Source organism: Arthrobacter sp. Marseille-P9274, assembly GCF_946892675.1.
Classification (GTDB): Bacteria; Actinomycetota; Actinomycetes; order Actinomycetales; family Micrococcaceae; genus Crystallibacter.
Genome location: NZ_CAMPOV010000001.1, coordinates 408,938 through 422,626, shown reverse-complemented (window position 1 = coordinate 422,626; position 13,689 = coordinate 408,938). Strand labels below are relative to the sequence as shown.

Genomic DNA, 13,689 nt, shown 5'->3' with positions numbered 1-13,689 from the left:
CCCGGCGGCAGGTCAGCGGCTGCTGCGGGCCTTGCCGACGGCGGTGCGGGCCTTCTGCAGAACGGGGCCGACGGCGGTGCGGGCCTTGTGCAGCGCGGGACCGGCGGCGTCCCTCAGTCGGCGGGCGATGCCGTAGGCGGTGTGCATGGTCTTGTTGACGGGGAGGTCCCAGGAGCCGGGGTAGGCGACTTCGAAGCCGCCGAAGGAGCGCTTGAAGCGGGAGAAGCCGGCCCATTTGTGGTCGGGTTCGTCTTCGGGGGAGACGCCCCACATGTCGAACCGGCTCATGCCGGCCTGCTTGGCGTCCATCATCATGTTGACGACCAGCGGGATGCCGGCGTTGAGCTTGCGGTGGTTGTCGTCCGCGGCGGCGTGGGCGTAGACGCGGGTGGTGTCCGTGTCGTACGAGAGGGCGGCGGCGATGGGGGTGCCGTCCAGCTTGGCGATGAAGAGCTTGGCCGCGCCGGCCGGGATGAGGGTGCGGGCGGCGTGGGCGAGGTAGTCGTCCGACTGGGCCTTGAAGTCCGCGCGCTCGGAGACGTCGTGGAGGAACCCGAGCAGGATGGAGATGTCTTCCGGGTCGGTGGAGACCTCGAAGGTCACGCCCTTCTTGTGGATGTTCCGATAAAGGTTCCGGCTGGTGCTGCGCATCCCGGCGAGGATGGCGTCCTCGTCCTGGGTCAGGTCCACCATCCAGGTCAGATGCGGCTGGACGTCGGCCGGGGCCTTGACGAGGCCGAGGCCGGACAGGACGGCGGTGGCGTCGGCGCCGAGATCTGCGCCGACCGGCTCAACCCGGACGTAGTGGGCGCCTTCGGCCCGGGCCAGTTCGGCCAGGGCCTCGAGGGCGCGGTCCAGGGCCGGCACGTCGGCGGCGGTGGGCCCGTAGGGGGTGTAGAGGAAGCTGCCCAGCGGGGTCTTCTCCTGGATCGCCAGGAAGGACCAGCCGTCGCCGCTTTGTTCGAAGACCTTCTTCCCGAGGCTGCGCTGGAAGGTGGCCCAGGCGGCGGACTGCAGGATGGAGGAAGTCATTCGTCGGTTTCCGTTCTTTGTTCGTCGAATTCAGCGGCGTTGCCTGCACAGGTGACAGCGAAGAGCACGGCGGGCGAACCGCCGTCGATCACGGGATGGACCAGCACTGGCTGCTCCGAGGCCGGGATGAACGCGGAGTCGCCGCGCCGCAGGGTCAGGTCCGTCACCGGCGAGTCCAGCATAGCCCCGCCACTGACGGCCAGCACCACAGCGGGACCGTGCTGCGCCAGCGCCACGGGGGTGGCGCCGTCGTTCAGTTCGATCCGCTGCAGCTGGAACTCGGCGAACGGCGGGCAGTAGAGCTCCTGGCCGGCGTCGGTGAACTGGGGCCGAACGTAGGGCGGCTCGATCGGCTGGAAGTCCGTGATGTTGAGCAGCTCGGGAATGTTGATGTGCTTGGGAGTCAGCCCGCCGCGGAGCACGTTGTCGCTGGTGGCCATCACCTCGATGCCCAGGCCGTGCAGGTACGCGTGGACGTTTCCGGCCGGGAGGTAGAGCCCTTCGCCCGGCTCCAGCGTCACCAGGTTGAGCAGCATCGAGATCAGGGTCCCGGGGTCCTTCGGGTACAGCTCGATCAGCCAGCGGACCGTGGTGAGCTCCGGCCCGATGCCGCCCTCCGGCAGCTTGTCCAGCACGTTGGCGGTGCTGTCGACCAGAGCTGCGGCGTCGGCGCCGCCATCGAGCAGCGCAACGAAGGCGTCCCGGATGGCGGCGGAGGGCTCGGGTCCCTCGAGCAGTGCGATGACGCGCTCCAGCAGGCCGGTCTGGGCGTCGGCCGTCACCAGGTGCTCGAGGAGGTTGCGGAAGAGCGCTGCGGACTGCGCCGGCTCGCGGAAGCCGCAGAGCGCTTGGAACGGCGTCAGCGCGAAGATCATTTCGGGCTTGTGGTTGTCGTCGCGGTAGCTGCGCTCCGGGGCGGTGAACGGGATGCCGGCCTCGTTCTCCCGGGCGTACCCGGCGCGGGCCTGTTCCAGCGTGGGGTGCACCTGCAGGGACAGGGCTTCCTCGGCGGCCAGCACCTTTGTGAGGAACGGCAGCTTCGGCCCGAACAGTCCCATCGCGTCGTCGCCGAGGGCGAGGCCGGGGGCATCATCGATGAAGTCCGTTAGCGGCTGTTCCTCGCCGTCCGGCAAGGTAACGGTCGACGGCGAATCGGGGTGGGCGCCGATCCAGAGTTCGGCTTCGGGGCCACCCGAGGGCTTGCGGCCGAACAGGTCCGCGATGGCGGTCAGCGAACCCCATGCGTAGGGTCGCATCACGTTGGTCAACCGATACATGCTTGATGCCTCTTCTGTCGGATCCTGCCCGCCGCAGCGGATCTGCCTGCCTGGTATGTCCTGCAGCCCGGGGGCCGGGGGCCTCCCTAGGGGTAAGCCTAGGGCACCTTGCAGTTGCCGTTGTCCGCCAGCAGTGTCCCGAGCGTGGCGGTGTCGCCGATCTCGGCCAGCTGCTGCAGGTACTCCTCGGTGATCTCGGGCTCAGCGGTGGCCGGCGCCTGTTCCGCCGGCGTTTCCTGCGCGGCCGAATCCCCGCCGGAGCCGCTGCCCGAGGTTCCCTGGTCCGCGGAGCCGCTGCCGCCGTCGTCGTTGCCCGATTCCTTGGGCTTGGACGCGGCCTTGCTCTTAGTCTCCTCTTTCTGGATGAACTTCTCCTGAACACGGGAGTGGACCTGGTCGAAATCGGGGTAGGTGACGAAGTTGTCCGCGGCGGTGCCGAAGTCCGGCGGCCCGACCGTCAGCCTCTCGATCTTCTCGCCCTTGGCCTTCATCGCCAGCGAGACGAAACTGCCCAGCTGCTCGCCCGGGATGTCCGTCTCCACGACCTGCTCGCCGGCGGCCGCCAGCTGCTGGAAGCGGGTCAGGACGGTGGCCGGGTCCAGCTGCTTGACCATCGCCTGCATCACGCACTGCTGGCGCTGGACGCGGTCATAGTCCGTGGCGAATTCGCGCGACCGCCCGTACCAGAGGGCATGGTAGCCGTCGAGCTTCTGGACGCCGGGGGCGATCCAGCCCTTCGGGGGATAGTGCTGGTTGGTGCCCGGGATGGTCCTGTTGGAAATCGGAACCCAGTTGCCGGCGTCGACGGTGATTCCGCCCATGGCGTCCACCAGCTGCTCGAAGCCGCCCATGTCCACCAGCGCGTACGCCTGGATTTCGATGCCGAGGATGCCGGTGACGGCGTCCTTCATGCCCTCGGCGCCGGGGTCCTTGGCACCGGGGTAGAGATCAGCGTGGTTCTGGACGACATCCTCGTAGAGCGCGTTGATGATGCACTCGTCGCCGCAGTCGAAGCCGTTGGGGTAGACCTGCTTCAGTGGCGAATCGTCGGGGAACGGCGCATTCTGCAGGTTGCGGGGGATGCCGAACATGACGGTCTGGCCGGTCTTGGCGTCGACACTGACGACCTGGATGCTGTCCGGCCGCAGCCCGGTGCGTCCGGCGCCGGCGTCCCCGCCCATCAAGAGGAAGTTGTAGCGCCCGTCCACCGGATCGAAGGCGGGCCGGGACTCGAAGATGCTGCCGATCGTGTTGCGGCTGACGTTGAGCAGATAGGCCGAGTAGCCCAGCGTGCCGGCGGTCAGTCCCATCAGCGCCACGAGGCTGACGGCGATGATCGGCCGCATCCCCGGCGCCAGCAGCTTCGGGCGGATGATGCGCAGCGTGTCGAGGAACAGGAAGGCCCAGAACACGGCCAGGAGCGCCAGCACGCCGACCAGTACCAGCGAGGTCCAGCGGTGGGTGACGATGGTGACCAGGAGCGTCCAGTTGACCAGCGCGATGATGCCAGCCGCGATGAGCAGGACCCACACGCTGAGCGTGACCGCCAGTGCCTTGCGGCCCAGGCTGCGGCTGCCGGCGACTAGCTGGGCGCTGCCGGGAATGAAGACGGTCAGCAGCAGCAGGACGAAGGCCCGCTTGGTCCGGACCGGCGCGGCGGCGCTCTGCGGGTAGCGGACGGGGTCGGTGGACCCGTAGCCGCTGCGGCGGTTCCCGCGTTCGTTGTCCATGCTCATGACAACTTGGACCGCAGCGCCGCACCCTTGTCATAGGCGCTTTGGCGCAGTTGCGTGGCGAACTCCGCCAGCTGGGGCCGCAGCCGTCCGGCCAGCTCGTCCGTCCCCGCGGCGAGCATGCGAACCGCAAGCAGCCCGGCATTGCGGGCGCCGCCGATCGACACCGTGGCCACGGGCACGCCCGCCGGCATCTGCACGATCGACAACAGGGAATCCATCCCGTCCAGAGTCTTCAGTGGCACCGGCACTCCGATCACGGGCAGCGCCGTCACGGAAGCCAGCATGCCCGGCAGGTGCGCGGCTCCTCCTGCCCCGGCGATGATGGCCCGAAGCCCCCGGTCCTGCGCCTGCTTGCCGTAATTGATCATGTCCTCGGGCATGCGGTGCGCTGAGACCACGTCGGCTTCGTAGGGGACGCCGAATTCCGCCAGTGCGTCGGCGGCTGCCTGCATCACCGGCCAATCCGAATCGGAGCCCATAACGACGCCGACCAGTGGGGTTTCGCTCATTAGTTACCTTCCTGCGGGTCTGTCCCGTCGCGGATGATGGCAGCCACGCGCGATGCCTTGCGGCGCAGCTCGTCAACGTCCGGACCCTTCCGGCCCACCACGTTAACATGTCCGATCTTCCGTCCCGGACGCACGGACTTGCCGTAACCATGGACCTTGACGTCCGGTTCCGCCGCCAGGGCCTGCGGATATGCGCTGAACAGGTCGGTATTGGCGCCGCCCAAATAATTCTTCATAACGACGACGTCACCGAGCGGCTCGGTGCCCCCGAGGGGCAGGTCGAGGACCGCGCGCAGGTGCTGCTCGAACTGGCTGGTCACGCAGCCGTCCATGGTCCAGTGGCCGGTGTTGTGCGGGCGCATCGCCAGTTCATTGATGACGAAGCCAGCGCCCTGGCCGGGGGTTTCGAAGAGCTCGGCGGCCATGACCCCCGTGACACCGAGTTCTTCCGCGAGCCGCAGCGCGGCCCGGCGGGCGGCCTCGGACACCTCGGCGGGAAGTTCCGGCGCAGGGGCGATGACCTCGTCGCACACGCCGTCCACCTGGATGGTGTGCACGACCGGCCAGGCCTTGGCCTCGCCGGACGGGGTCCGGGCCACGAGGGCCGACAGCTCGCGGCTGAAGTCCACCTTGTCCTCGGCCAGCAGGGGCTCCCCGGTGAACCAATCGGCGGCCTCGGCGGCGGCTTCGGGGCCGTCGATCATCCGGACGCCCTTGCCGTCGTAACCACCGCGCGGCGTCTTCAGCACCACTGGCCACCCGGTCTTGTCCCCGAAATCCACCAGTTCTTCCACGGTGGACACCGCGGCCCAGGCCGGATTCGGCAGCCCCAGCTTCTCCACAACGGAGCGCATGATGAGCTTGTCCTGGGCGTGGATGAGGGCGTCCGGGTGCGGCTGGACGTTCACTCCCTCGGCGATCAGGGTCTGCAAATGTGCGGTGGGGACATGCTCGTGGTCGAACGTCATCACGTCCAGGCCCTGCGCGAAGCGGCGCAGCGTCTCCAGGTCCTTGTAGTCGCCCACCGGGGCATTGGCGACGGCGGCGACCGCCGAGACGTCTTCGGCCTCGGCCAGGACGCGCAGTTCGAAGTTAAGGGCAATTGCGCAGGGCGCCATCATGCGCGCGAGCTGGCCTCCGCCAACCACGCCGATTACGGGGAAAGTCACCCAGTAAGCGTACCGAACCAGCCTGTGCCTCGGCTGTCAGCGGCCGCCGGGACCCACCGGAGGGCGGGCCTTTCTTAGGAATCATCCAGCCGGCGGTCCTACAATGGGCCGTTGGCCTCCGCCCGGGGCGCCGGCGTCCATGAGAGGAATCGAAGCGCAGCTTATGCACAGAACGATGGCAGAACGCATCCGGGGCCTCGTCTCGCTCTTCTGGCGCGAAGTCGCGAAATTCGGCACGGTAGGCGGCGTCGCCTTCGTCATCGACAACGGGCTCTACTGGTGGCTGATCAACGGCCCGATGTCCCAGAGCGAGGTCAAGGCCCGGCTGGTCTCGGCCTCCGTGGCCACCCTGTTCTCCTGGCTGGCCAACCGCTACTGGACGTTCCGGGACCGGCGGCAACCCAATCCGGTGCGGGAACTCGTCATGTTCGTGGTGATCAATGTCATCGGCATGCTGATCTCAGCGGGCTGCGTCTGGATCGCCAAGTACCTGCTGGACATCGACGGCCGGACCGAACTGCTGGCGGCCGGGGTCTTCGGCACCGTGCTGGCCACCGTCGTGCGATTTTTCGCCTACCGCTTCCTCGTCTTCAACGCCGAACTGGACGCCGAGCCGGAATTCGCGCACGACCACGAGATCTTCGACCACGAAGAGGAACAGCCGCAGAGCCAGCACGGCCGGCACAGCGGCCACGGGACCCGCCCGGCCCCCAACCGTCCCGAGGCCGGCAGCACCCCGGAGCGCTGACAGCGGCCCGGGCCCTGTCTGGCGGCAGGCTATAGCTGCTCGCTGATCCGCTCGTTCTCCACGATCTTGGGGCTGTGCGCCGCCGGGTGCACCAGCACCACCGTGCCGCCGCCAAGCCAGGTGGCCACCGCGGCCCGCAGCACGTCCGCCCAGTCCGCCGTCGCCGGCACCAGAATGTTCCGCGCCGCAGGCTCCAGCTGCAGCAGCTGCGCAAAGGTGACCTCCCCGCCGTCGTGCTTCAACGCCGTGGCGTGAAGATCGGCGGACCCGGCCCCCAGGAAAACATCCGCGTAGGAACGCACCTCGGCCGCGTAGTCCAGCACCCCGTCCGGCAGTTCGCCCGGCCACCCCAGCGCGAGGGCGCCCTCGGCCACCGCCACCTGGTAGGCGGGCCCGGACCCCAGCGTTGCCGGATCGGAACTGACGACGACGTCCGCACCTTCCGCCCCGCCGTTGCCGCCGGAGGACACATCCACCGTCGCGCCCACCTGCCAGCCGGCCAGCGCCCAGACGACCGAGCGCCAGTGCGGTGCCATCTCCAGCAGGACCACGGCGCCCGGCTCGGCGTCCAGTTCCTCGGCCAGCAGGTTGGCCGTCTTGGCCACCCAGTTGTCCAGCACCCGCCCGGAGAGCTCCACGCGTTCGCCGTCCGGGCCGTACCAGATGAGGGCGGGGGAGGAATCCGGGCGCAGCAGGGCGAGCAGCTGGTCGATGGTGCGGGCTTGGCTCACGGTTTCTCCTGTGGATCATGGGCCTGTGCAGAAGAACACAGGCGGTGGCAGCTCTCTAATGGTTAAAGCTATCGTCAAAGGGGCGGCGGGCTTTGGCCAGCCTGCTTGCACAAAAGCATCCCACGCGCCCGGGCGTGGCGTACACGCAAATATCGATGGCCAGTGGCTAAGATTCCCGCCTTCGCTTGACTTAGCAGTATTACACCAATGTAATTATGGGTGGAACAGCAAGGCCGCGGCGGCTGCGATCCGGCAGAAGCAGAACTTGGCAACAGGCTGGTACATCAGAACCGGGAGGGCTCATGGGGCAAGCAGAGCGAATTCAGTACCGTGAAGACTTGGAAGCGCAGGCTTCGGTCAGCTACGGTTCCCGCGGCGTACCCGCAGACTGGTATGTCGATCCGGCCGATCCGTCCGCGGCGGACCGTTACCGGGAAGCGAGCCGGCCGTCCCTGGACGACGCGGCGACGGCTTTCCTGGCCGCGCACGAGGCCCTGGACGCCGGGGTAGGCGATGCCCCGGAAGAGGCCGAGGCGCTGCAGGGCCCCAGCCGCCGGCTGCGCGAGGCGCCGGAGCGCAAGGAGCAGGCCGTCTGGATCGGCCTGCCCGGCCTGGATCCCGCGGACGACGGCGAACTGGCCTGGCAGGCGGACGCCCTCTGCGCCCAGACCGACCCGGAGGCGTTCTTCCCCGAAAAGGGCGGTTCCACCCGGGACGCCAAGAAGGTTTGCGGGTCCTGCACGGTGCGGGCGCAGTGCCTGGAGTATGCCCTGGAACATGACGAACGGTTCGGGATCTGGGGCGGGCTTTCGGAGCGCGAGCGCCGCCGCTTACGGAAGAGAGCAGTCTGATTCACCAGCAAGTTCGCGTAACGGCCGTCGTCGTAGCCCATAACGGCGCCGGCTACCTGCCCCGCACCCTCAAGGCCCTCGATGCACAAACCCGCAGGGCCGACTTTCATATAGGCGTGGACGCCGGTTCGACCGATGCGTCCGGCTACGTGCTGCGCTCGACCCTGCCGGAGGGCAGCCCGGTGGCGACGGCGCCGGACCGGAACGGTTTCGGTGCCGCGGTCCGCGTGGCCGTAGACGAACTGGGCAGGCATCCCTTTGAGCAGGCGGATACGGCCGACGGCGAGGCGGGCCCGGGCAGCAAGGTGCAGGAGTGGCTGTGGCTGCTGCATGACGATTCCGCCCCGGAACCCCAGGCTCTGGAAGAGCTCCTGCTCGCGGTCGAAACCGCGCCGTCGGTGACCATCGCCGGCTGCAAGCAGGTGGACTGGGACAACCCGCGCAAGCTGATCGATGCCGGGTTGACCATCAGCCGCGGCGCCGAACGGCTCACCATGATCGATCTGGACGAGCTGGACCAGGGCCAGTACGACGGCCGCAGCGACTTCTTCGCCGTGAATTCCGCCGGCATGCTGATTCGCCGCGACGTGTTCGACCAGCTGGACGGCTTCGACCCGGGGCTCCCCGGGATCGGCGACGACGTGGACCTCTGCTGGCGCAACAGGCTCGCCGGGCACCGCGTGGTGGTCGTGCCGACGGCTATCGTCCGGCACGCTACCGCGGCCCGGGCCAACCACCATTCGTCCGCCATGGCCGCCCGCCAGGCCCAGGTGCACCTGCGCCTGAAGCACGCGCCGTGGTGGAAGCTTCCGTTCCTCTGGGCCGGCAGCCTGCTGGGCGGGCTCTTCAGCTTCGTCGCCAGCACCGTGGCCAAGGATCCCGGGCACGGCCTGCGGCAGCTGATCGCGACGGTACAGGCTCTGTTCCGCCCGATGGACTTCCTCCAGTCCCGCAGGCAGGCGGCCCGGACCCGCGCAACCTCCCGCAACATCGTCCGCCCGCTGATGGTCCGGCGGCAGGACGTCTTCGCCTACCGCCGCTCGCTGATGGAATCGCTCAGCGCCGAGCACGTCGTCGGGGACGGCACCGGCACGGACTCCGCCGGGAGCCATGAGCCGACCGGCGGCTCGGACGATTTTGCCGCCCTGGCCGCGCCGCTGCGCTCCTGGGTGGGCACCGGCGCCGTCGTTGCCGCCCTGGTCCTGGCTTTGGTGTCCGTCATTGGCATGTTCGGCTTCCTGGGCGCGCCCGCGCTTGCCGGCGGTGCCCTGCGGCCGGTCTCCGCGGACCTGGGCGAAATCTGGAACAACGCCTCGACATGGTGGATTAGCCTGGGGTCGGGCCTTCCCGGCCACGGCGACCCGTTCGGCTATGTGCTGTGGCTGCTTGCCCTGCTCGGGCTGGGCAATGGGTCGGCCGCCGTTCTGACGCTGGTCCTGCTGGCGATGCCGCTGGCCGGTGTCGCCGCGTGGATGGCGGCCGGCGCCTTCACCCAGCGGCGCGCCCTGCGATTCTGGGCCGCGTTCTTCTGGGCCACGGTGCCCGCGCTCCAGGTGGCGCTCGGCTCCGGCCGCCTCGGTGCGCTCATTGCCCACCTGATGATCCCGTGGGCCGTGCTCGGCCTGGCCCGCGCGACGGGTTCGGCCCTCCAACGGCAGAACCCGGACCCGCTGAAGCCGCGTCCCGAGATCGTGCACAAGCCGGGCATCAACGGCATCCCGTCCTGGACCGCCGCCGCCGCCAGCGGCCTGGCCCTCGCCGTCATCACCGCTTCCGCGCCGGCGCTGCTGCCGGTGATCATCGTGTTTGTCGGCATCCTCAGCCTGTCGCTCGGCCGGCGCGCCCGCACCGTCTGGTGGGCACTGGTGCCGCCGCTGGCGCTGGCGCTGCCGATGGTCATTTCCGCCCTCGATACGCCGCGCGCGCTGCTGGGGGACCCGGGCGTGCCGCTGGGCTTCGACGCCGCTCCGCTCTGGCAGCAGCTGATGGGCTTCCCCGTGGATTTCGACGCCGGTGCCGGACTCAGTGCCTTCGGCCTCGTGGAGTCCTGGGCGGCGGCGCCCTGGGCGCTGGTTTTCGCGCTGCTGACTGCGGTGCCCATGCTCGTGCTGGCGGCGGCGGGACCGCTGCTGCCGGGACCCGGCCGCGGCGTGGCACGGCTGGCTTGGCTTGGTGTCGCGGCCACCCTCGCCGCCAGCTGGCTTTCCGCCATGGTGGCCACCGGCATCGCGCCGGGAACCATGGTCACGCCCTTCACCGGGCCGTTCGTCTCGCTCGCGCTCTTCCTGCTGGCCGTCGCCGCACTGATCGGGGCGGACCGCTGGCTGGACAGGCTGGACGGCCTGGGCCGCACACGCCAAGGCGCCTACCGCGCGGTCGCAGCCATCGCCGTCGTTGTCCTGGCCGCGGGGCCGGTCCTCAACCTGGCGCACTGGCTGCTGCCGCAGCTGATCCAGGAGGAGACGGTGGCGGCCGAGGGCCGGAGGCTGACGGATTTCGGCACCGGAATGCTCGTGGCCCCCAGCGGCGAACGGATCCTGCCGGCGACGGCGACGGACCGCGGTATGTCTGCGGAGCGCGCCCGCACGCTGGTGCTGGGGACCGAGGGCGGGGAAGTTTCGGCGGCCGTGATGCACAGCGGCGGCACCACCATGGACCAGCTGTCCAGCATCTACGCCGCCCGGCCCATCACCGGGGGCCTGCTGGACCCGGCCCGGCGCGAGGACGACGGTGCGGCCGCGGCAACCCGGGACACGGTCGCGGTCCTGGCTGCCGCCAGCGGTGCTGATCCGCGTGAAGAGCTCGCCCGCCTAGGGGTCGGTTTCGTCGTGCTGCAGCAGTCGGATACCGCCGCGGAGCTGCTGGCCCGCAAGATCGACTCGGTCCCCGGGCTGGCCGCCGTGGGCCGCACGGATGCGGGCTGGCTCTGGCGCGTGGTGCCGGAGGGATCCGAGGAAGATCCCGCGGCCGGGACGCTGACCAGCCGCGTGCGGGTGGTCGACGCCAACGGCAAGCTGCTGCAGACCGTCGACTCATCCTGGGTTTCCGCCGGTGCCACCGTCCCGGAAGGTCAATCGGGGCGCACGGTGCTGCTGGCCGAGAGGATCAACCCGGGCTGGCGGGCGACGCTGGACGGCCAGCAGCTGGACGTGGCCGACAACGGGTGGGCCCAGGGATTCAGGATTCCCGAGAATGCCGGTGGCGAGCTGCGGATTTGGCTGAGCAACCCGTGGGGCGTCTGGATCGGAACCGTGCAGGTGCTGCTGATCGGAATCACCGTGCTGCTGGCAGTGCCGATCCCTGCCCGCCGCCGATTCGTCCCGCGGCGGATCGACCATGTGAAGACCACAGGCTCCGACAGCAGCCCGGGCGAACTGCTGGTGGCGGCGCACGAGATCGACAGCATCGAGGACTACCGGGGCGACGGCGAGTCCGAGGCCCCGGACGACGACCGGGAGGAAAGCCCGGCAGCCGGGCACCGGGACGGAGCGGAGCCGGATAACGAGCGTGCTGACGATGACCGCCGGGACGACTCCGTGCCTGCCACGGCCGGGAAGGACGCATAGCCATGGCGGACAAGCCAGGAGAAGAGCAACTGCCGGGGCCGGACGCCGCTCCGGCCGGGGGACGCCAGGCGCGGAAGGCCGCTCGGGAAGCCGAGAAGGCCCAGGCCGCGCGGGAAGCTACCCGCGACAAGGCTGCCAAGGTAGCGCACAAGGCGCAGGCCGCCAAGGAAGCCAAGGAAGCGAAGAAGGCCCGGAAGGCCGGGAAGACTGACAAGGCCACGGCGGCCGGGCAGGCTGCCACCGTGACGGCGGCAGGGGCTGCTGGCACGGATGCTGCAGCCGGGGCCTCGACTGTCCCGCCGGCGCAGGCCGAGCAGGGTCCGACGGAGGCGGCCGGTGCCGGCCCGGCCCCGACCCGGACGGCTGGTTCCGCCGGTTCCGGCCCTGCCTCGGCCCGGACGGCTGGTCCCGCCGGTTCCTCCGCGATGCCAGGCGGCGGAGGCGAAACCCAGGCCGCCAGGCGGAAACGTCCCCTGCTCGGTGCGGCAGCCGGCGTCGGAGTTCTCTTGCTGGGCGTCGGGGCGGTGGCAGCGGGCAGCCTGGTCGAGCCGCCGCGCGGCGCCGCGCCACTGGACCCCATTTCCGCCGCAGTCCCCGCCGGCAACCTCATCGGCGTGTGCCCTGAGCCGCTGAAGCTGCTGGACAGCGCCGCCGATGAGGTGGACCCCGAGTTCAGTCCTGTCTCGAAGACGGCCGTTACCAAGGCCCGCGCCACGGTGTTCAGCGACCTCGGCGGAACCATCCCAGGCAGCGCCCTGACCGAGCTCGGCGCGGACTCGCCCTTGGTGGAGATCGCGGACTTCACGGGTAAGGCCGGCTCCAGGGGCAGCAATGAGGCCGGGGAGACGAAGATTGTGGCCAAGGTGGTAGCCGGCCAGGACATTACCGCGCCGACGGTGCTGTCGGTGGAACCGCTAGGCGAACAGCATGCGCGCGCCGGTGCCGCCATGAGCTACACCGCCTCGGACGGCGACCTGCGGGGCCTGGCGGCCGCCAACTGCCTCACCCCGTCGAACGATTTCTGGTTGCTCGGCGCCTCCACCACCGTGGGCGCCAGCTCCGTGCTGAACCTCTACAACGCGAGCGAAACGCCGTCGACCGTGGACCTTGAGCTGATTGGCGCCGCGGGCGCCATCCAGGCCGCCGGAAGCCGCGGGCTGCTGCTGGCGCCGGGGGAGAGCCGTTCCCTGGTGCTCGCCGGGCTCGCCGCCGGCCAGGAATCGCTGGCCGTGCACGTCAGTTCCTCGGGCGGGGCGGTCGCCGGAACGATCCAGCAGAGCGTTCTGCGCGGGCTGACCCCTGGCGGCGTCGAACTGCTGCAGCCGGGCAACGGCCCGGGCCTGCGCGAGGTGGTCACGGGCATCGAGGTCCAGGACGCGAAGGTGGCCCGGCAGATCCGCGGCCAGAGCGGCTATGAGAAGGCGGCGCCGGCCCTCGAAGTGGTGGTCCCGGGCAGCGGCGATGCCACGCTCGAGGTCCGCTTGCTCGGTCCGAAAGGCCAGGTCGAGCTGCCGGGTGGTGGCGTGCTGACGGCTGCGGCCGGAAGCGTGCTCTCAATCCCCCTGGACTCGCTGCCGGCCGGCACGTACTCGGCGGACATCTCGTCCAATGTCTCCATCAACGCCGCCGCCCGGGTCAGCCGCGGCACGGGCACGGACAAGCCAGTGGACTTCGGCTGGGCGCCCTCGTCCGGGCGGCTCGGCAACGAGCACCTCGCCGTCCTGCCGCCCGGCGGGAGCTCCAAGCTGTCCTTCACCGCGCCGGACGGGGATGCCCAAGTCAGCCTGCGCCCGGTGGACTCGAAGGGCAATATCGGCGCGGAGCGGAAGGTCGCGGTGCCTGCCGGGACCACCGTGACGGCCGGCGCTAAGGACGGCGGGGATACTGCCGCGCTCCTGGTCAGTGCCACGGGCGAGGCGGTCTACGGTTCCCAGATTGTCACCAACGGATCCAAGCCGGACATTTCGGTGCTGCCGATCCCGCAGGGTACGCAGGGCCAGCAGAGCGTGCCGGTCGTCATCGGCTACTGACGGGCGGCAGGGGCGCTGGCTGCCTCCTCGCTGGGGCCGA

At 69.9% G+C, this 13,689-nt stretch carries 10 protein-coding genes; 4 read left to right on the top strand and 6 right to left on the bottom strand.

The features are described from left to right. Positions 1–12: 12 nt before the first annotated feature. The 5 genes from OC550_RS01910 to OC550_RS01890 all read right to left on the bottom strand — a co-directional run bounded on the left by OC550_RS01910 (position 13) and on the right by OC550_RS01890 (position 5,723). Entirely contained in the window at positions 13–1,032 is a 1,020-nt protein-coding gene (locus OC550_RS01910; protein ID WP_262103617.1) for a peptidoglycan bridge formation glycyltransferase FemA/FemB family protein, read from the bottom strand. Next, entirely contained in the window at positions 1,029–2,309 is a 1,281-nt protein-coding gene (manA, locus tag OC550_RS01905) for a mannose-6-phosphate isomerase, class I (protein WP_262103616.1), read from the bottom strand. The genes OC550_RS01910 and manA overlap by 4 nt, the downstream gene beginning before the upstream one ends. A 98-nt stretch (positions 2,310–2,407) precedes the next feature. After that, the gene (locus tag OC550_RS01900; RefSeq protein ID WP_262103615.1) at positions 2,408–4,039 is read right to left on the bottom strand and encodes an LCP family protein; all 1,632 of its coding nucleotides are present in this window, start codon (positions 4,037–4,039) and stop codon (positions 2,408–2,410) included. A gap of 2 nt (positions 4,040–4,041) precedes the next feature. Further along, positions 4,042–4,554, bottom strand: a complete 513-nt coding sequence (gene purE, locus OC550_RS01895) for a 5-(carboxyamino)imidazole ribonucleotide mutase (protein WP_262103614.1) — start codon at positions 4,552–4,554, stop codon at positions 4,042–4,044. After that, on the bottom strand, positions 4,554–5,723 hold the full coding sequence (locus tag OC550_RS01890) for a 5-(carboxyamino)imidazole ribonucleotide synthase (protein WP_262103613.1): 1,170 nt from the start codon (positions 5,721–5,723) through the stop codon (positions 4,554–4,556). Before OC550_RS01890 ends, purE begins: the two co-directional genes overlap by 1 nt. Positions 5,724–5,886: 163 nt before the next feature. Between OC550_RS01890 and OC550_RS01885 the strand changes: the two genes are divergently transcribed. Then, positions 5,887–6,471: a GtrA family protein gene (locus OC550_RS01885; RefSeq protein WP_262103612.1), complete on the top strand. Its 585-nt coding sequence runs from the start codon at positions 5,887–5,889 to the stop codon at positions 6,469–6,471. 29 nt (positions 6,472–6,500) lie between these two features. Here the strand turns inward: OC550_RS01885 and OC550_RS01880 are convergent, their stop codons facing one another. After that, positions 6,501–7,202 (bottom strand): TIGR03089 family protein, encoded by a 702-nt coding sequence (locus tag OC550_RS01880; RefSeq protein WP_262103611.1) that lies wholly within the window; start codon positions 7,200–7,202, stop codon positions 6,501–6,503. A gap of 302 nt (positions 7,203–7,504) precedes the next feature. Between OC550_RS01880 and OC550_RS01875 the strand changes: the two genes are divergently transcribed. From OC550_RS01875 to OC550_RS01865, 3 genes are read left to right on the top strand one after another with little or no spacing between them, the layout of a single operon-like run. Next, positions 7,505–8,053 (top strand): WhiB family transcriptional regulator, encoded by a 549-nt coding sequence (locus OC550_RS01875; RefSeq protein WP_262103610.1) that lies wholly within the window; start codon positions 7,505–7,507, stop codon positions 8,051–8,053. Beyond that, positions 7,999–11,619: a glycosyltransferase family 2 protein gene (locus OC550_RS01870; RefSeq protein WP_306556927.1), complete on the top strand. Its 3,621-nt coding sequence runs from the start codon at positions 7,999–8,001 to the stop codon at positions 11,617–11,619. Before OC550_RS01875 ends, OC550_RS01870 begins: the two co-directional genes overlap by 55 nt. Positions 11,620–11,621: 2 nt before the next feature. Beyond that, entirely contained in the window at positions 11,622–13,649 is a 2,028-nt protein-coding gene (locus tag OC550_RS01865) for a DUF5719 family protein (protein WP_262103609.1), read from the top strand. Positions 13,650–13,689: the final 40 nt, after the last annotated feature.